Source organism: Methylobacterium sp. C25 (assembly GCF_021352225.1).
GTDB lineage: Bacteria > Pseudomonadota > Alphaproteobacteria > Rhizobiales > Beijerinckiaceae > Methylobacterium.
Map to the genome: position 1 here is coordinate 401596 of NZ_JAAUVI010000002.1, position 18311 is coordinate 419906.

Annotated in this window: 20 protein-coding genes; 11 read left to right on the forward strand and 9 right to left on the reverse strand. The window is 64.6% G+C overall.

The genetic code is table 11. The annotated features are described in order from the left end of the window. Positions 1-154: 154 nt before the first annotated feature. The gene (locus HCU64_RS08260) at positions 155-1036 is read left to right on the forward strand and encodes a 3-hydroxybutyryl-CoA dehydrogenase (protein WP_233383349.1); all 882 of its coding nucleotides are present in this window, start codon (positions 155-157) and stop codon (positions 1034-1036) included. A 135-nt stretch (positions 1037-1171) separates the two neighbouring features. Here the strand turns inward: HCU64_RS08260 and HCU64_RS08265 are convergent, their stop codons facing one another. The 6 genes from HCU64_RS08265 to HCU64_RS08290 all read right to left on the reverse strand — a co-directional run bounded on the left by HCU64_RS08265 (position 1172) and on the right by HCU64_RS08290 (position 6415). Further along, positions 1172-1414 (reverse strand): hypothetical protein, encoded by a 243-nt coding sequence (locus HCU64_RS08265; RefSeq protein WP_233383350.1) that lies wholly within the window; start codon positions 1412-1414, stop codon positions 1172-1174. 116 nt (positions 1415-1530) lie between these two features. After that, positions 1531-2535 carry an NAD(P)H-quinone oxidoreductase gene (locus HCU64_RS08270; protein ID WP_233383351.1) on the reverse strand — a complete coding sequence of 335 codons (1005 nt, stop codon included), beginning with the start codon at positions 2533-2535 and terminating at the stop codon, positions 1531-1533. 66 nt (positions 2536-2601) lie between these two features. Next, on the reverse strand, positions 2602-3234 hold the full coding sequence (gene upp, locus HCU64_RS08275; protein WP_233383352.1) for a uracil phosphoribosyltransferase: 633 nt from the start codon (positions 3232-3234) through the stop codon (positions 2602-2604). Positions 3235-3316: 82 nt separating this feature from the next. Then, entirely contained in the window at positions 3317-3667 is a 351-nt protein-coding gene (locus HCU64_RS08280) for a PilZ domain-containing protein (RefSeq protein WP_233383353.1), read from the reverse strand. 137 nt (positions 3668-3804) lie between these two features. Further along, positions 3805-5004, reverse strand: coding sequence for a flagellin N-terminal helical domain-containing protein (locus tag HCU64_RS08285; RefSeq protein ID WP_233383354.1), 1200 nt, complete (start codon positions 5002-5004; stop codon positions 3805-3807). Positions 5005-5200: 196 nt separating this feature from the next. Then, positions 5201-6415: a flagellin N-terminal helical domain-containing protein gene (locus HCU64_RS08290; protein WP_233383355.1), complete on the reverse strand. Its 1215-nt coding sequence runs from the start codon at positions 6413-6415 to the stop codon at positions 5201-5203. A gap of 188 nt (positions 6416-6603) precedes the next feature. Here HCU64_RS08290 and HCU64_RS08295 point away from each other — a divergent pair, with 188 nt between their 5' ends. After that, positions 6604-7017, forward strand: coding sequence for a flagellar biosynthesis repressor FlbT (locus tag HCU64_RS08295; RefSeq protein ID WP_233383356.1), 414 nt, complete (start codon positions 6604-6606; stop codon positions 7015-7017). Between the two features lie 15 nt (positions 7018-7032). Here HCU64_RS08295 and glgX read toward each other — a convergent pair whose 3' ends face one another. Further along, the gene (gene glgX / locus HCU64_RS08300; protein ID WP_233383357.1) at positions 7033-9150 is read right to left on the reverse strand and encodes a glycogen debranching protein GlgX; all 2118 of its coding nucleotides are present in this window, start codon (positions 9148-9150) and stop codon (positions 7033-7035) included. Between the two features lie 80 nt (positions 9151-9230). Further along, positions 9231-10652 carry an alpha,alpha-trehalose-phosphate synthase (UDP-forming) gene (locus HCU64_RS08305; RefSeq protein WP_233383358.1) on the reverse strand — a complete coding sequence of 474 codons (1422 nt, stop codon included), beginning with the start codon at positions 10650-10652 and terminating at the stop codon, positions 9231-9233. 449 nt (positions 10653-11101) lie between these two features. On the opposite strand from HCU64_RS08305, the gene HCU64_RS08310 reads away from it, so the two are divergent. The 7 genes from HCU64_RS08310 to HCU64_RS08340 all read left to right on the forward strand — a co-directional run bounded on the left by HCU64_RS08310 (position 11102) and on the right by HCU64_RS08340 (position 15427). Next, the gene (locus HCU64_RS08310; protein ID WP_233383359.1) at positions 11102-11563 is read left to right on the forward strand and encodes a hypothetical protein; all 462 of its coding nucleotides are present in this window, start codon (positions 11102-11104) and stop codon (positions 11561-11563) included. Between the two features lie 11 nt (positions 11564-11574). Then, on the forward strand, positions 11575-11970 hold the full coding sequence (locus HCU64_RS08315; protein WP_233383360.1) for a phage holin family protein: 396 nt from the start codon (positions 11575-11577) through the stop codon (positions 11968-11970). Continuing rightward, positions 11967-12353, forward strand: coding sequence for a DUF3618 domain-containing protein (locus tag HCU64_RS08320; protein WP_233383361.1), 387 nt, complete (start codon positions 11967-11969; stop codon positions 12351-12353). The genes HCU64_RS08315 and HCU64_RS08320 overlap by 4 nt, the downstream gene beginning before the upstream one ends. A gap of 140 nt (positions 12354-12493) precedes the next feature. Further along, positions 12494-13213: a hypothetical protein gene (locus HCU64_RS08325; RefSeq protein WP_233383362.1), complete on the forward strand. Its 720-nt coding sequence runs from the start codon at positions 12494-12496 to the stop codon at positions 13211-13213. A gap of 46 nt (positions 13214-13259) precedes the next feature. Then, on the forward strand, positions 13260-13985 hold the full coding sequence (gene pxpB, locus HCU64_RS08330; protein WP_233383363.1) for a 5-oxoprolinase subunit PxpB: 726 nt from the start codon (positions 13260-13262) through the stop codon (positions 13983-13985). Beyond that, on the forward strand, positions 13982-15004 hold the full coding sequence (locus HCU64_RS08335) for a biotin-dependent carboxyltransferase family protein (protein ID WP_233383364.1): 1023 nt from the start codon (positions 13982-13984) through the stop codon (positions 15002-15004). The genes pxpB and HCU64_RS08335 overlap by 4 nt, the downstream gene beginning before the upstream one ends. 204 nt (positions 15005-15208) lie before the next feature. Continuing rightward, on the forward strand, positions 15209-15427 hold the full coding sequence (locus tag HCU64_RS08340; RefSeq protein ID WP_233383365.1) for a hypothetical protein: 219 nt from the start codon (positions 15209-15211) through the stop codon (positions 15425-15427). 6 nt (positions 15428-15433) lie between these two features. Here the strand turns inward: HCU64_RS08340 and HCU64_RS08345 are convergent, their stop codons facing one another. Next, entirely contained in the window at positions 15434-16333 is a 900-nt protein-coding gene (locus tag HCU64_RS08345; RefSeq protein ID WP_233383366.1) for a PfkB family carbohydrate kinase, read from the reverse strand. Positions 16334-16450: 117 nt separating this feature from the next. Here HCU64_RS08345 and HCU64_RS08350 point away from each other — a divergent pair, with 117 nt between their 5' ends. Then, the gene (locus tag HCU64_RS08350) at positions 16451-17188 is read left to right on the forward strand and encodes a GntR family transcriptional regulator (protein ID WP_233383367.1); all 738 of its coding nucleotides are present in this window, start codon (positions 16451-16453) and stop codon (positions 17186-17188) included. A gap of 25 nt (positions 17189-17213) precedes the next feature. Continuing rightward, positions 17214-18281 carry a UV damage endonuclease UvsE gene (locus HCU64_RS08355; protein ID WP_233383368.1) on the forward strand — a complete coding sequence of 356 codons (1068 nt, stop codon included), beginning with the start codon at positions 17214-17216 and terminating at the stop codon, positions 18279-18281. Positions 18282-18311: the final 30 nt, after the last annotated feature.

Here is an 18311-nt window from a genome sequence, read left to right on the forward strand (position 1 = left end):
GCCGGATAAATTTCGTATACCGCTCGACAGAAAAGGGGCTCCCGCAAAACCAAAAATGTTCTAGGGAGCGCGTTTGACGTGATTGTTGCGCTGCCGCATGTTCATTGGCGGTCCATGGGGCACTCTCGCGGTATCTGAGGATTCGGGAACGGCAATGGCCCTCGATATCAGGACAGTCGGCATCATTGGCGCCGGGCAGATGGGCAATGGCATTGCCCATGTCTGTGCGGCGGCCGGTCTCGACGTCCGCTTGAACGACCGCGATCCCGATCGCATCGGAGCGGGTCTTGCCGCGATCGAGGGCAACCTGACCCGGCAGGTTCAGAAGGGCACGCTCACCGAAGAGCAGAGCCGCAGTGCCATGGGTCGCATCGTCACCGCGCGCGGCTTCTCGGATCTCGAAGCCTGTGACCTCGTCATCGAGGCTGCCACCGAGGACGAAGCCACCAAGCGCCAGATCTTCCAAGCCCTCTGTCCGACTCTGCGCCCGGACACGCTGGTCGCCACCAACACGTCGTCGATTTCGATCACGCGGCTCGCGGCTTCGACCGACCGGCCCGAGCGTTTCATCGGCATCCATTTCATGAACCCGGTGCCGCTGATGCAGCTCGTCGAGCTGATCCGGGGCATCGCGACCGAAGACCCCACCTACGAAGCGGCCAAGCATTTCATCGCCAAGCTCGGCAAGATCTCGACGATGTCGGAGGATTTTCCGGCCTTCATCGTCAACCGCATCCTGCTGCCGATGATCAACGAGGCGATCTACACGCTCTACGAGGGCGTCGGCTCGGTGGAGTCGATCGATACCGCGATGAAGCTCGGCGCGAACCATCCCATGGGGCCGCTGCAACTCGCCGATTTCATCGGCTTGGATACCTGCCTTTCGGTGATGCAGGTGCTCTACGAAGGCCTTGCGGACTCGAAGTATCGCCCCTGCCCCCTCCTCGTGAAATACGTCGAAGCAGGGTGGCTCGGCCGCAAGACCAAGCGCGGCTTTTACGATTATCGCGGCGAGACACCGGTCCCCACCCGCTGAACTCAGCAGAGCCGAAGACAAAACAGCCAAGGCCAGCGTCCCGACTTCGGCGGATTGACCCTGATGTTGCGCTCGCAAGGACGCGACGCGGCAGGCCAGCATATCGCAGCTGCCGCGACCGTCTTCTTCTAGGGCTCACTTCGGCTTTTGCTCAGCCGGAACCGTCTTCTGCGGTGGCGTGGTCGGATTGTCGGCGGTCTGTTGAGCTGCTTGACCGCTCTGGCTCGCGTGATCCGCAGGCGAGACCTTCCCCTGCCAAGTCAAGGTGACGGCTCCCGCAATCACAGCCAGAAGCACCGCAGCAATCAGGACGTAGAGGATTGGCCTCCCCTTCTCGCCTTGGCGCGCCTGGGTTCCCGTCTCGACTTTGGCCATCATTACCTCGACTTACACGACACCATTGTCCGGTGACGGCCGGCAAACGCCGGCGAGAGTCGAGTGTTCCTAATCCGCCTCGCGGCAATAAGCCCGGATTTGGCGATGCTCGACAGAGCTCAGCGCCCAGTCGTCAGCATGATCTTTCCGAGATGCGCGCTCGATTCCATCAGCGCATGCGCCTTCGCCGCCTCCTCGAGCGGGAACGTCTCGTGGATGATCGGCCTGATCTTGCCCGCTTCGATCAGCGGCCAGACGTTGCTGCGCAACGCGTCAGCGATCGCTGCCTTGTTCTCCTTCGGTTGTGCCCGCAGCGTGGCGCCGGTGATGGTGAGACGCTTCAGCATGATCGGCGTGAGATTGACGCTCTCTGCCTTGTAGCCCTTCATGAAGGCGATTTGGACGAGGCGGCCTTCCACCGCCATCGAGGCGATATTCTTGGCGAGATAGGCCGCGCCGACCATGTCGAGGATCACGTCGACGCCACGGCCTTCCGTGAGCCGTTTGATCTCTTCGGCAAAATCGGCCTCGCGGTAGTTGATGGCGGCGTCCGCGCCGAGTTCCTCGCAGAACCGACACTTCTCGTCCGAGCCGGCTGTCGCGTAGACGATGGCGCCGTGCCGCTTGGCGATCTGGATCGCGGTCGAACCAATGCCGCTCGAGCCACCATGGACGAGAAAGCGCTCTCCCCGTTGCAGGCGCCCGCGCTGGATCACCGTACTGTAGACCGTGAAGACGGTCTCCGGCAGCGCGGCCGCCTCGATCAGTGAGAGGGACGCAGGTTTCAGCAGCACCTGCCCCACTTCCGCGACCGCGAATTCTGCATAGCCGCCGCTGATCACCAGCGCGCAAACCTCGTCGCCGATGGAGAATCCCGACACGCCCTCGCTCAGCGCCGCAATGCGGCCGGCGACTTCAAGGCCCGGGATCTCCGTTGCGCCCTTCGGCGGCGGATAAAGGCCCTGGCGCTGCATCACGTCGGGTCGGTTCACTCCGGCGGCGGCGACATCGATCAGCACCTGTCCGCGGCCAGGCTGCGGCAGCCCCACCGTTTCCACCGAGATCACCTCGGGGCCACCCGAGCCTTCGAAGCGGATCTGACGCATGGTGTCGGGGACGGGCATCGGGGAACTCCTTCAGACTTCTCCCCTAGTTGCGAAGGTTGCCCGCTGGGGCAAGGGGCTTTCGCCTCAGCGCGTCCCGTACATCCGGTCTCCGGCATCGCCGAGACCCGGCACGATGTAGCCGTGATCGTTCAGGTGGCTGTCGATCGCCGCGGTCCAGACCGGCACGTCCGGATGAACCCGCTGCAGGTGGGCGATTCCCTCGGGCGCTGCGAGCAGACAGACGAAGCGGAGGTCGAGTGCCCCCCGTCTCTTCAATTGCTCGATGGCAGCCACGGCCGAGTTCGCCGTGGCGAGCATCGGGTCGAGCACCAGGACGGTCCGGTCAGCAAGATCCGACGGGCTCTTGAAGTAGTATTCCACCGCCTGGAGAGACTCGGGATCACGATAGATGCCGATATGAGCCACGCGTGCGGCCGGCATCAGCGAAAGCATGCCATCGAGGAAGCCCACGCCGGCGCGCAGGATCGGAGCGAGCACCAACTTCTTGCCGGCGATCTGCTGGCCTTCCATCGCCTGAAGCGGCGTCTCGATGGTCACCGGTTCGAGGGGCAAGTCGCGCGTGACCTCGTAGGCCAGCAGCATGCCGATCTCGTTCAGGAGTTCGCGAAATCCCTTCGTCGAGCGCGTCACGTCGCGCATCAACGTCAGCTTGTGCTGGACGAGCGGGTGATCCACCACCGTGACGTTGGCTGCCATGCCCACGGGCTCCTTTGTTTCACGCACTGTCGCCCTTTATGCGCAGAATGCGCGGTCAGGCGAAGCCGGTTCGAAGGAGAGGTCAGTGAGCGGCACTCGCGGGCAGCCGCGCGATGCGCTCGATATGCACTCCGGCATAGCAATCCCGCTGCCAGGCGAGGCGGACCCGAAAGACGAAGCTGCGCCCATTCACCTTGAACATGAAGCGCTCGGGAAGCACGCATCCGCGCGGGATGCCGAGCCTTGCACCGGATTTCGAGACGTCCCTGACGATGCAGCGGATCTCCTCGCCGGATGGCAGGCGGATGACCGCGATCAGGTTGGCTTCGGTGCGTTCCTCACGGCGGTCGACCAGGCCCTTGCCTTCGGTGACGCCGATGGCGGCGGTGAGGTCCGGGTTTTCATCACCCCAATCGAGCGTAGCGTCCGACATACCGTTTCCTGCACTTCGCAGATCACGGAAATGTGTATCCCGATATCGGTTACGCGATGTCTAACGGCGTCTGCTCAAAACAGAGGCGGCCGGAGCTCTCACCCCGGCCGCCCAGAATTCGTGAAAAATATGGCCGATTACTGGAGCAGCTTCAGGATGCCCTGCTGAGCCTGATTGGCAAGCGAGAGCGCCGAGATGCCTAGCGACTGGCGGGTGGTCAGGGCCTGGGAGTTTGCGGCTTCTTCGTTGAGGTCGGCATCGGTGAGGTTCGCGGCGCCGGTGTCGAGCACGTTGATCAGGTGCTTCGAGAAGTCCTGACGGTTCTGAACGACCGAGAGGTTCGAGCCGAAGCTCGAAGACTTTGCACGCAGCGAGTCCGTGGCCGAGCTGAGAACATTGGCGGTCGACTTGATGTCCGCGTCGAGGAGGAAGTTGCCGCGGTTAGCGGCCGTCGCAACCGGGACCGAACCCGCGGTGCCCAGAACGGCGGAGAGGTTGAGGCCGGCGGAGGTCACGTCGACACCCTGGATGTCGAGGCTCGAGGTGTCCTTCTCGTTGAACGAGATGTGGAGCTTGTTCGACGTCGCATCGCTGCTGAGCAGGTTGACGCCGTTGTAGCTGGCATCCTTCGCGAGCTGGTCGATCTGCGTCAGCAGGCTGTTGTACTGCTGGGCGAGCGAGGCCCGGGTGTCGACTCCGGTGACGGTAAGCTCACTGCTCTTGCCGACTTTATCGTTGCCGGTGCCGTAGTAGTTGGTAACCGCCGCCGTACCAGAGCTGAACCCGAGCGCCGTCTGGCTGCCGGTGTCCTTGAACTCGATATCGGACGAGGCGTTCAGGACGAGCTTGGTGCCGGTGGTGTCCTTGGAATAGATCGCGGCACCAGCGGCGGTGTTCAGTTTGGTGATGGCGGTATCGATTGAGTCCGTGGTCGCGAGCGTAGCCGTCTTGGCCTCGCCATTGACGTAGAAACTTACGGTGCTGGCAGCTGCAGAGAAAGCCGTCGAAGCCGTTCCGCTGGTCGTGATCTGCGTGGCGAGCGCCTGGCTCGTGATCGACTTCGCCTGATCGACGAGCTTCTGGATCGAGGTGATGCCCTGGTTGGCAGCCTGGATCGTCTGAATGCCGTTGGAGATACCGTCGAGCAGGTTGCCGAGATCGCCCGAGCGGCTGCTGAGGCTGGCTGCGGTGAAGAAGTTGACCGGGTTGTCGAGGGCCGACGAGACCTTCTTGCCGGTGGAGAGGCGGTTCTGGGTCGTCGAGGTCAACGCAGCCGTGTCCTGCAGCGAGAGCAGGTTCTGACGGGTCGCGGCGGAAAGCGTGACATTGGACGACATTACAACTAGCCCGTTCTGGTTAATACGCCACCATCGTTGGCATTAGGGTTAATCTTGCACGTCAAGCCTTTCATTAAGGTTAAAGGTACGTGCCTGACGTTCGCTCAAGTCCAGTGTCATGACTCTATCCGCGACGCGCAAAAGGCCGAGGCATGGAGCCTCGGCCTTCTCGGTCTCAACGAGATCGTGTTGAGGATTAGCGCAGCAGCTGCAGGATGCCCTGCTGAGCCTGATTGGCCAGCGAGAGTGCCGAGATGCCCAGCGACTGACGGGTGGTCAGAGCCTGGGAGTTCGCGGCTTCCTCGTTGAGGTCGGCATCGGTGAGATTGGCGGCACCGGTGTCGAGCACGTTGATCAGGTTCTTCGAGAAGTCCTGACGGTTCTGAACGACCGAGAGGTTCGAACCGAAGGTCGAAGACTTCGCACGCAGCGAATCCGTGGCCGAAGCCAGCACATTGTTCGTCGCCTTGATGTCGGCGTCGAGCAGGAAGTTGCCACGGTTGGTAGCCGTCGCAGCCGTTGCGGTTGCCGAGGTCGAGGTGTTCGCCGCAAGGCTGAGGCCGGCGGAGGTCACGTCGACACCCTGGATGTCGAGGCTCGAGGTGTCCTTCTCGTTGAACGAGATGTGGAGCTTGTTCGACGTCGCATCGCTGCTGAGCAGGTTGACGCCGTTGTAACTGGCATCCTTCGCGAGCTGGTCGATCTGCGTCAGCAGGCTGTTGTACTGCTGGGCGAGCGAGGCCCGGGTGGAGACACCCGTCACGGCGAGATCGCCGCTCTGCTTGACGCCCTTGTCGACGCCAGTGCCGTAGTAGTTCGCGCCGGCCGAGTCCGCGGCACCGGCGGCGAAGCCGAGAGCGGTCTGGTCGGTTGACGCCTTGAACTCGATGTCCGAGGTGGCGTTCAGGACGATCTTCTTGCCGGTGGTGTCCTTGGAGAAGATCGACGAGCCGGCCGAGGTGTTGAGCGTGGCGATCGCGGTGTCGATGCTGTCCGTCGAGGCGAGCGCGGCGGTCTTTGCTTCACCGTTGACGTAGAACGTCACCGTCGAGGCACCGGTCGGTGCTGCGAAATCGGTAGAAGCCGTGCCAGTCGTGGTGATCTGCGTGGCGAGTGCCTGGCTGGTGATCGACTTCGCCTGATCGACGAGCTTCTGGATCGAGGTGAGGCCCTGGTTGGCAGCCTGGATCGTCTGAATGCCGTTGGAGATACCGTCGAGCAGGTTGCCGAGGTCGCCCGAGCGGCTGCTGAGGCTCTGCGCCGTGAAGAAGTTGACCGGGTTGTCGAGGGCCGACGAGACCTTCTTGCCGGTGGAGAGGCGGTTCTGGGTCGTCGAGGTCAACGCAGCCGTGTCCTGCAGCGAGAGCAGGTTCTGGCGGGTCGCGGCGGAAAGGGTAACGCTGGAAGACATGATCTGTAGATCCTTTTGATCTGATGCACCCCGTTTTGGAGTGGCCCGATCAAGCGCCCCCGCCCCCTTCCGAAACCTTACTTCGATCGCCGAGACTCGGCCGTATCGCCACCTCGTTGCCGGCTTGGTTGAGTGTTTCTTAACGGCCCAAGGCCGACATTCGGGCCGAATTGGAACGGGAGCGAATCATGCCCCTCAAGATCGATCTGAAGCCCAATGAGCGGCTCATCATCGGCAATGCCGCGATCCGCAACGGCGACCGACGGGCGAGCTTCGTGCTCGAGACGAACACGAAATTCCTGCGCGAGAGCGAGATCATTACCGAAAGCGAGGCGGACACGCCCTGCAAGAAGCTCTACGTGCTCCTGCAGGTGATCTACCTCGTGGACGAGACCTTCGAGGCCGAGAACGGCTTCACTGCTCTGGCGACCCAGATCATGGAAGCGGCGCCCAGCATGGCGCCGCGCATCGCCGCGATTCACGAATTCATGGCCTCTGGCGAACGTTATCGCGCCTTGAAGCTCGGTCGCGAACTCATCGCCTATGAGCGCGATCTGCTCGCTCGTGTCGTCCCTGCATCGACCGAATCCCTGCCGGCCTGAACTTGTAAGGTGGGGTCAGGCCGTTCCGCCGCACGCGTCGGCGGTGGGGACAGGCGGCGCCTTGAGCACTAGAACACTGCGCGGCGCGACCGGGACGCTGCCGCCCTCTTCGACGAGCGGAATCGTGTTTGGTGGGACTGTGCCGACCGCCAGCGTCGTGTCGAAGACGCGGCGCCAGGGGCCGCCGATCGCGCGGGCAAGCCGGAACTCGCACGGGCTCTCGGCGGCGTTCATCAGCACGAGCACGCGTTGCGCGCCCTCGATGTCGTTGCCGATCTGCATGCCGAAGTCCTTCCGGCCGGCATCGTCCCAGGCTGCCCCGTCCATCTCCGTGCCGTCGGGTGAAAGCCAATGGACGTCGCGCAACTCGGTTCCATCGACATGGGTGCCGTTCAGGAAGTGGCGGCGGCGGAGCGAGGGGCAGCGGCGGCGCAGCGCAGAGAGGTTGCCGACGAAGGACGCAAGGTCTGGATCGGGGTCGTGCGCCCAGTCCATCCAGCTCACCGCGTTGTCCTGGCAATAGGCGTTGTTGTTGCCCTGCTGGGTACGGCCGCGCTCGTCTCCCATCAGGAGCATCGGCACGCCCTGAGCCAGGAAGACCGTGGCCAGCATGTTGCGTGTCTGCCGTGCGCGAAGGCTCAAGATCGCGGGCTCGTCGGTCGCACCTTCAACGCCGTAATTGCGGGAGAGATTGTGCCCGTGTCCGTCGCGGTTTTCCTCGCCGTTGGCGTGGTTGTGTTTCTGCTCGTAGGCGACGACGTCCGCGAGTGTATAGCCGTCATGCGAGGCGGCATAGTTGATGCTCGCCTGTGGCGCTCGGCCCGACGGGTTGAAGATCTCCCGCGATCCCGAAAGGCCCTGAGTCAGCTTGCCGAGCAGGCCGTCATCGCCGCGCCAGAAGCCGCGCAGGTTGTCGCGGAACTGGTCGTTCCACTCGCTCCAGCCGTAGGGATAGCCGCCCAGCCGGTAGCCGCCGTGGCCGACATCCCAGGGCTCGGCGATCAGCTTGACGCGTGCAAGCACCGGGTCCTGCCGGATTGCCTGGAAAAAGGCGGCCCGGTGCCAGAAGTCGTAGGGCGAGCGGCCGAGGCTCGTCGCCAGGTCGAAACGGAAGCCGGCGACGCCGTAGGACTGGACCCAGTAGCGCAGGCTGTCGAGCACCATCTGCATGACGCGGGGATTGGCGACGTCGAGTGTGTTGCCGCAGCCAGTGCAGTCGACGTCCTCGCGCAGGTTCTCGGGCTTGAGCTTGTAATAGCTGTAGTTGTCGATGCCGCGGAACGACAGAGTCGGCCCCGTAGGACCGCCCTCGGCTGTGTGGTTGTAGACCACGTCGATGATGGTCTCGATCCCTGCTGCCGCGAGCTCGCGGATCGCGAAGCGCAGGCCGCCCGTACCGCCGTCACCGAGATAGCGCGGCTCGGGGGCGAAGTAGTTGTAGGGTTGGTAGCCCCAGAAATTCACGAGGCCCTTCTCGACCAGAAAACGATCATCGACGAACGCCTGGATCGGCAGGAGTTCGAGCGCCGTGACGCCGAGCTTGATCAAGTGATCGATGATCGCGGGGTGCGCCAGACCGAGATAAGTGCCTCGCTCCGATGCGGAGAGAGCCGGATGGGTCATGGTGAGCGCCTTGACGTGCGCCTCGTAGATGACTGTTTCGGAGAGCGGGCGAGCGTTCTGGCTAGGCGTGAAGTCCGGTGTGTCCGTTCGCGCGATCACCCCGCGCGGCATCGAGGGCGCGCTGTCGCGACGGTCGATGGCATCGTCGCGCTGCAGGCCCCGTCGAAAACCATAGACGGAATCGTTCCAGCGGATGCGGCCGGCGATCTCGCGGGCGTAGGGGTCGATGACAAGCTTGGCAGGGTTGAACCTGTGTCCGTGCGAAGGCTCCCAGGGGCCATGCACGCGGTAGCCGTATTGCTGGCCCGGAAGCACTCCGTGCAAATAGCCGTGGAAGACGTCGTCAGTCCGGCAGGGCAGCCGGATCACGTGCCGCTCGTGGCGCTCGCCCGGATCGAACAGGCAGAGATCGACGGCAGTCGCGTTCTGCGAAAACAGCGCGAAGTTCACGCCCCGGCCATCGAAGTGCGCGCCGAGCGGCGCTGGCACGCCTTCCTCGATGACGATCATCGTTTTCCTGAGCGTTCGCTGTCACGACCAGCAACGCTCAAGCCTTGCCCGATTTTGCGTGTGAGTGAAACCCGGCCCGATTACTCTGCCGCTGCGGCGGCCGTCGGCGGCGAGCGGTCGAGCACCCGGAAGCTTTCGAGCTCCGTCATGAAGTTGCGCGCCCACCAGTCGACGTCCTCGCGGACCATCCGCTCGTTCATCGGCTTCCAGCGGGCGAGCCGCTCATCGCGCGGCATGTACAGCGCCTCGCGGATTGCCTCAGACATCTCGAAGCGGTCATAGGGGTTCACCAGCAGCGCCTCTTGCATCTGCCGGGCAGCGCCTGCGAATTTCGAGAGCACGAGAACGCCGGGATCCTCCTCGCTCTGCGCGACGACGTACTCCTTGGCGACGAGGTTCATGCCGTCGCGCATCGGCGTTACGAGGCCGACGCGGGCTGCTCGGTAGAGGCCGGCCAAAACCGGCCGCGGATAGGCCTTGGTGACGTACTGGATCGGCGTCCAGGCCGGCTCGCCGAGCATGCCGTTGATGTCGCCGACCTTCTCGTTCACCTCGCGCGAGAGCTGCTCGTATTCCGGCACCTCGCTCCGGGATTTCGGCGTGATCTGGATATAGACGACGTTGCCGCGCTGGTCCGGGTTCGAAGCGAAGAAGCGGTCGACCGCCTCCATGCGCTCGGGCACGCCTTTGGAATAGTCGAGCCGGTCGACGCCGATCAGCAGCTTCCGGGTGCGTAGGCCGGCCATGGTCTCCCGGACCATCTTGTTGGATCCGGCTTTCTCGGCTGCTTCCTTGAACCCCGCTACGTCGATGCCGATGGGGAAGCTGCGGATTTTGGTGCGCCGTCCGTCGACCATCAGCGAGCCGCCACCCAGCGGAATTGCCCGCATGTCGTCGATCAGGTTGCGCGACAGGTTCAGGACGTCAGGCTCGGTCTGCAGGCCGATCAGGTCGTAGTCGGCGATGGCGCGCAGCAGGTCGCCGCTTGCCGGCAGCGTGTTGAATACGTCCGCGCCCGGCCAGGGAATGTGGTGGAAGTAACCGATTGGATTGTCGACGCCCTGGCCGCGCAGCTCGCTCGCCAGCGGGATCAGGTGATAGTCGTGCACCCAGACGAGGTCGTCCGGCTCCAGCAACTTGGCGAGGGCGCGGGCGAAGGACCGGTTGACGCGCTGATAGCCCGAATAGTCGGAGCGCGAATAGCTGCCGAGCCCCACGCGATAATGCATGATCGGCCAGAGCGCCCTGTTGGCGAAGCCGGCGTAATATTCTTTGTAGTCCTGCGGGGAGAGGTCGAGAACCGCATATTGTACCCGCCCACGCTCAATCAGTTTCGGCTCGGGATCGGGGTTTTCGGTGATCTCGCCGCTCCAGCCGAACCAGAGGCCCTCATAGGCGGAAAACGCCTCGTTCACCGCAACGGCGAGGCCTCCCGCGGAGACCGAAGCCTTGCCCTCCGCCGGTATCGCGACGCGGTTCGATACGATGACGAGACGTGCCACGAACTCGGACTCCGGACCTCAAAGGCTCGCCCAGGCGGCATGCCGCTCGGATCGAAGACACATTGCGGAAATGAAACGCGCGGCGAAGGCGCACGATCCGTCGCGTTTTGGTCGGGCGAAGACGGACGTCGGAGTTCGACTCGGCGGCATCCGGCGTTCCCTGATCCCCCTGCCCGTTCGGCGCTGCAACCTTAAACCGGGCTTTTCAGTTCCGCCATGGTTTTCGCTCGGAAAGTCCGACATTGGGGCTGCCAGCATCGCTTCATAGTAGCGTCGCAACCTGTACGCGGCGTGACCGCGACGTCGAATGCGCGCAATTCCAGGCTCGGTCCGCGTTCACAAGGCGGAACCCCCTGACGCCACCGATGTTACTCAGCCGAACATCGCCAGGACGTGCAATTCGTCGTCCTGGCCTTCTGGTCGACCGTACCGCCGAGGAGTATCGCCGAATGACCGCTTCCCCCAATCCTGGTCAGGCGAGCGATCCCGGTGATCTGAAGGATTTGAAACGGGACGTCGAAGAGACGGTGGATGTGGCGGTGGAACGCGGCAGGGGCTTCGCGGCGGCTGCACGTTCGCATGCGCTGAATTTCGCAGAAAGCCGTAAGGGCGAGGCGGCGCGTTCCGTTTCCGACATTGCCGATACACTTCGCGACAATGGAAAGGCGTTCGACGATCGCCCGAACGTGAAGGCCTTCTTCGACAGCGCAGCGGAAGGGCTGGACGACCTCGCCGGGTCCATCAAATCCCGCTCCTTCAACGAGTTGTACGAGGACGCGGAGGCTTTCGCGCGGCGCTCGCCGGTCGCCGTCGCGGTCGCGACCTTCGCGGCCGGCCTGTTGGTCGCCCGTTTCATCAAATCCTCCGGCGAGCGCCAGATCGACGCCGATCACGGTCGCGGACGCGACTGAGGAGACCGGAGATGTCGACCCCTCCCCCCGGCAATATTCAGAGCCTGATCGGCGATGCCCTCCGCGAGACGAGCGATCTCGCGCGTAAGGAGATCGCGCTTTTTCGTCAGGAGATGGTGAGCAACGTCCGCACGCTGTTCATCGGCCTCGCACTGATCGTCGCCGCAGCGGTCTTTGCCGTGGTGTCGCTGCTCGTGCTCATCGACGCTCTCGTGAAATACGTTGCGACGCTCGTGCACTCCGAATGGCTGGCGGCACTGATCGTCGGCGGCAGCTTCCTCTTCGTCGCGCTGATCCTCGGCTTCATCGGCGCCAGGGCGATGTCGCTGTCCAACCTCGCGCCAACGCGCACCACGCGACAGGTCCGTCAGGACGCGCGCGCCTTGTCGGAAAGGGTTTCCGGATGAGCGAGTCGTTGTCGGATCTCGAGAAGGACATCGAGGCGAGCCGCGCACGGCTCGACCAGACTATTGACCGCATCCAGGATCGGCTTTCGCCAGTCAATCTGGTGGACGAAATGCTCGGTTCTGCGCGCCAGACCCCGCTCAATGGTCTCTACGATGACGCGCTTGCCGTGGTGCGGCGCAACCCCTTGCCGGTGCTGCTGATCGCGGCGGGCGTGGGAATGCTGGTCAAAAAGCTCGCGCAAGGCCCACGCGCGCCGGTCGTCCGGCGGCCCCTTGCCGAGAGGATCGATCCGGCTCCCGGTACCGGCACCGAACGGGCCTACGATCCGGATCAGCCAGGCGGTCGTCCGGCGCGGATCCTCGACGACGATGCAAAGGCCTGAATCAGGACCTGGAAGTCCAGTCGGTCAGACCACGTCGTCGGCGTTCCCGTCCGATCGCGTGAACGTCCGAAAGTCCGACGGCAGTGTTTGCAGCGCGCGAGGCGTGCCGACCACCACAGAATGACATGCGGAGCGATGCAATGAGCGACAACAAGATGACAGGTGAGGCCGGCCTATCGCTGCCGGATGACATCACCGCCAAGGCCGGTTTGCCGCGGAGGGAGGAGGTGGAGCACTCGCTGCACGATATCGCCGACCGCGCCAGGCAGGACGTCAAGGATGCTCTCGCATCGGCGAGACAAAGCGGCGATCAAGCCGAAGAGGCCGCCGAAACCACCGCGCGGGAGGCTGCCAACGCCGCTTCGGACGTACGCGACCGTGTGTCGGACATGGCGGGATCGGCCCGCGAGCGCGTCGAGAGCACCGTGGACCGGGTGCGCGAACAAGCTGCCGACGCCTATGACGACGTGCGCTCCTGGGCAAACGATCGCATCGACAGGCACGGCCGCCGTGCCGCTGACCTCGCAGACCGGGGCTATGTGCGGCTGCGTGATGGCCGTAACGCGACCGAAGCGTTCGTGTCCGACAATCCTATGCTCGTCGGTGTCGTCGGCTTGGCGGCGGGGCTCCTTCTCGGCGCCCTTTTGCCTCGGACGCGTCGTGAGGACGAAGCTCTCGGCCCGTGGGCAGACGAGGTGCGCGACCAGGGCCTGCGCTACGCGCGCGAGATAACCCATCGCGGCCGTGAATATGTCGAGGCCGCCCTCGATACCGACACGCTCGATGCAGCTGTCCGCCGTGCGGGCACCAGGGAGGACGAGCCCTACGCGGGAGCGGACCGAACGGCGCATCGGCTCTGAGCGGGACGCACTTTACGCTCGGTGCCCGAGGCGGCTACGGGGCACAATGACCCTTCGGTATCCGCGTCTGCTGGCCTGCGGCGACACGGCCTTCACTGTCGAGTTCGGCGACGCCATCGACGCCGACTTGAATGCCGCTGTACTCGCGCTCGATGCCAGCCTCACCGAAGCGTCGCTGCCAGGGCTCGTCGAGACGGTACCGACCTATCGATCGCTGACGGTCCACTGCGACCCGGTGGCTGTCGACCCCGCAGAACTTGGACAGCAGGTGCTGGCGCTTGCGCGCTCTGAGCTGAAGCCCGCGAGGCCGGGCAGGGCTTGGCGCATCCCAGTCGTTTACGGCGGCGAGTTTGGTATCGATCTCGATGCCGTGGGGCAGCATCATGGCATCTCCCCGGACGAGGTGATCGCGCGCCATTCCGGCCGCGAGTACCGCGTCGCCATGCTCGGCTTCCTGCCAGGCTACGCCTATCTCAGCGGCCTCGATCCCACGCTTGCATTGTCCCGCCGGCCGTCACCGCGGCCGATGACGCCTGCCGGTACCATCTCGGTCGGCGGCATCCAGGCCCTGGTCGCCAGCATCGCGGCCCCGAGCGGCTGGCACCTGCTCGGCAGGACGCCCGTGCAAATCTTCATGCCCAGGCGGGAGCCGGTTTTCCTGCTGCAGCCCGGTGACGGCGTGCGCTTCGAGCCGATCGATCCCGATCGTTGGGACGCTCTCGACAGGGCCGCGGCAGCCGGCGAACCCGTTGCCGAACGGGTGGACGCGTGACCGTCACCCTTGTCGTCCTCGCCTGCGGCGCCTCCACCACCGTGCAGGACGGAGGGCGCCTTGGCTATCTGCGCTTCGGCCTGTCCGGCTCCGGACCGATCGACCACCTTGCTCACGCAGCGGCCAACGCTCTTGTCGGGAATTCGAGCGAAGCTCCGGCCATTGAGTTCGGCCTGTGCGGCGGCCGCTTTCGGGTCGAGGGGGGATCGCTGCGCCTCGCCCTGGCCGGCGCTCCCTGCCCGGTGAGCCTCGACGGCGAACTGGTTGCGCATCACCGATCGTTCGTGCTGCGCGAGGGCGCCGAACTGCGCATCGAGCGTCCACGCACCGGAGTCTTCGCCACGCTCGCGCTGGCAGGCAGCATGGCGTTGACGCCGGAAATGGGCAGCGTCTCGCTGCACCGACGAGCCGCTCTCGGCGGCTTCGATGGGCGCCCGTTGCGCGACGGAGACCGGATCAGCCTGACGCCGCAGCCGATTTCGGGCGAGGCCGACCGAGCGCTGGAGCCCGTGGCGATCGATCGCGAGCGGCAGATCCGTGTCGTACTCGGGCCTCAACAGGATCGCTTCACGATGCGCGGCGTGAAGACACTGCTCGGCTCGGGCTTCACTGTTTCCAACCAAGCCGATCGGATGGGCTACCAGCTCGACGGCCCTCCGATCGAGCACGGAGAAGCCGGCTTCAACATCGTCTCGGACGGCACCGTTGCCGGCTCGATCCAGGTGCCGGGCAGTTGCCGCCCCATCGTCCTGCTCGCCGACCGCCAAACGACCGGCGGCTATCCGAAAATCGCCACGGTTGCCTCGGCGGACCTGCGGCACCTGGGTCAGAGACGGCCGGGCGATGCTGTCAGATTCGCGGCCATTTCTCTTGAGGAGGCGGTCCACCTGGCGCGTGAACGCGCCGCCGAGGTCGCTGCGTTGCCCTCCCACCTCACGCCGTTCCTCGATGCGGCCGACCGGTTGGGTGCGGCCAATCTTGCGGGCGATGCGGTCGACGCCTTCGCCGCCGAGCCTTGAAGATCTGAGGGCCGCCGTCCGGAAACAAATCCGTGCTTGGTGACTACGCCAGTTAGGTCCAAAAACAGTCCAAAGGGCTCGATTCGAGCGAGCGCACTCACTCCGCATCGCAGACGTGCTCAGTGAGTGCAGGATGACGGACATCGCATTGCCGAAGGTCTTGCGAGCAAGTCAGCGGGCAGATCGAGAGAGGGTTTGACGAGTATGGCGCTGCCCTACGCGCTCCCGCTGGCCGAAGCGCTCGTTTTCACGGTCGGCTGTGCCGTATTGAACGCGCGCCGGTTCAATCCTGAGCGTGTCGGCGTCGTGCTGACCCTGATCGTCGCGGTCCTGTTCTTCGCGATCCTGATCGTGGGAACGGCCACCGAAGGTGTCGAGGTCGCCGTGCCTGGACCGGATGAGTTGCACTCCGTGCTCGAATGACCGGCCTCACGCTTCGGTATCCGTGCAGAAGCGTTCGAGTTCGGCCGTCGTCGGGAAGGCATCGAAGGCGCCGAACCGGGCAGCGGTGATAGCTCCGCAAGCCGCGGCCCGCGCCAAAGCTTCCGCGACTAGCCTTCCCTGCAACAGACTGACCGCGAAACCCGCCGAAAAGGCATCTCCAGCCCCGATCGTGTCGACCGCCGTCACGGGGACAGCCGCCTGCCGAGCGGGTGGCTCGGAACGGCTGAATGCCAGTGCACCGTCCTCGCCGAGCGTGACCACGACGATGTCTGGACCGGCCCGCATCAAGCGGTCCACCGTCGTCTCATCAGCGATGTCGATCCCGAGATCGACGGCTTCGACGCGGTTGACGATGAGGATCGAGGTGTCGGCGAGAATCCGAGAGTCGATCGGCCGGTTGGGTGACGGGTTCAGCAGCGTCCGGATGCCGCGTGCGCGGGCGGCGGCGAAGGCGGCCGCGATCGGCGCGTCCGGAGATTCGAACGTCGCCATGACGAGGTTGCAGTTTGCGATTCTCGCCGGCTCGACGTCCTTGGCTTCGAGGTATCGATTTGCGCCGAGGCTGACGGCAAGGCAGTTCTCTCCCGCCTGGTCCACGAAGCCGATTCCGGCGCCGGTGGACCCACTGCGCTTGAGCAGCATATCCGTCGCGAGTCCGGCTCCCTCGAAGGCGGAGACGGCGACGGAAGCGAATGGGTCGTCGCCGATCCCGAAGACGCCGTCGATCGCAGCACCGAGCCGATGCGCGGCGAGCGCGAGGTTGAACCCTTTCCCGCCTGGTTCTGCGACGAAAGCATCGGCATCGAGGGACTCACCGGCACGCGGAAGCCGTGCTACCTTGACGGAGCAGGCGACCACGAAGCTGCCTATGACGTAGATCCGCACCTGACGATGTCCCGGTAGCAGCAGTTGGCAACTAGAAAATCAACCGGCCCGTTCCGGCAAGTCTCAGCCAACGACTCTAAGGTCGTTTCTCTGCATCCCCTCGACCGCCCTTCGCTGATGTCGCTTCTGCGGCTGCGGGACGACACGGCGATGCCGCTCTACCAGCAGATCGACGAGCAGATCCACGCGCTGATCCTTTCCGGCGCGCTGCCGATGGGCACGGTCCTCCCCGCGGAGCGGCAGCTCGCCGAGAATCTCGGTGTCAGCCGCGTGACCATCCAGCGGGCCTACGCGGCCCTTCGCCAGCGCAACCTGCTCGCCTCTCAGGGACGCAGAGGGTTCCTGGTTCGGGCACGCCCCCATCAGGTCCATCCGGGAATGGATCGCCTGAAAGGCTTCACGGAAGAGATGCGCGAGCTCGGCAAGGTGCCGTCTTCGCGCATTGTCGAGCGGTCGCTGGTGGAAGATCGCTCGATCTCTTCGATCTTCGGCCTGCCCTCGACGGCACCGCTCTTGAAACTCACCCGCATCCGGTATGGCGACGAAGTCCCGATGTCTCGCGAGGTCGCGTGGTACAATCTCAAGGCCGTGCCGGAGCTCGCTGATGGGGATCTTTCGGGGTCGGTCTATGCCTTTCTCGCCGAACACACGGGCGCACGGCTCGTGAGCTGCGATCAGACCATCGAGGCCACGCTTCCCACGTCCGAGGAATGCCGGATCTTCGATTTCGATGAGCCGAGCCCCTGCCTTCTGATCAAGCGCCACAGCTTCACCGATACGCGCGTAATGATCGAGTATGTCGAGGGGCTGTTCCGCGGAGACGTGTACAGCTATCGGCTGACACTGCGGACCTGAGCTGCGCGCCCCGCGTTGTCGGGCCATGACGCGTTCGTCCTCCCGCCTCGGCTTCTGCTGCACCTTCATCCCCGACATGCCGCCCGGCGGCTATCCCACGCGAAAGGCCGAGCGTGAGGCCGTCCAGGCGATGAACCTCACCAGCACGACCATGACCTTTCTCGGGGGGCTGGCACCGGCCGCGCGGCGAGCAAAGCTCGACACGATCGCGCGGCACAATCTGGCTGCCCTGGGACGCCAGATCGACTGGGTCGCGCAGCGGAGGCCGATGGAGCGGCTGCTGCGCATCGCCAGCTCCCTGCTGCCCGGTTTCACCCATCCGGTCGCGATGGACATCTATGCCGAGCCGGGTCTGCGCCGGCTGATCGAGAACGGCCTTGCGCAGCTCGGCGAGCGGGCGCGGGCCGCCGGCATCCGCCTCAGCATGCATCCCGGCCAGTTCTGCATTATCGCCTCGCGCAACCCCTCGGCGCAGGCGAATGGTATCGCCGAACTCGAATACCACGCCGAGGCCATGTCCATGCTCGGCTACGGCAGCGGCTGGCACCCGCACGGCGCCCACATCAACATTCACGTCGGCGGCCGCGAGCCCGGAATCGAAGGGTTTCGTGATGGGCTGAAGCTGATCTCGCAGACCGCGCGCAATCTCCTCACCGCCGAGAATGATGAGATCTGCCACGGGCTCGACGCGGTGCTGCAACTCGCTGACGCCGTTCCAGTGGTACTCGACCTTCATCATCACTGGGTCGAGAGCGGTGGCGACTATATCGAGCCGGACGATCCCCGCATCGCGCGCATCCGCGAGTCGTGGCGCGGGACGCGGCCGCTGAGCCATATCAGCGTTTCCCGAGAAGACTTGCTCGATGGGCACGATCCGACGGTACCGCCCGATTTCGCGGCGCTGACCAAGGCTGGTCATTCGCGGCGTGACCTCGCTGCGCATTCCCATCTCATGTGGAACGCAGGAATCAACGCGCTCGTGGCGCGCCACCTCGCCTGGACCGATTTCGAGATCGAAGCGAAAGGCAAGAACCTCGCCTCGACCGCTCTGGCGGAATGGATCTCGTCCTCGTCCGTCGGTGCGGCTGCTTGATCGCGCCTCGGCCTCGACGGTAGGGAGGCG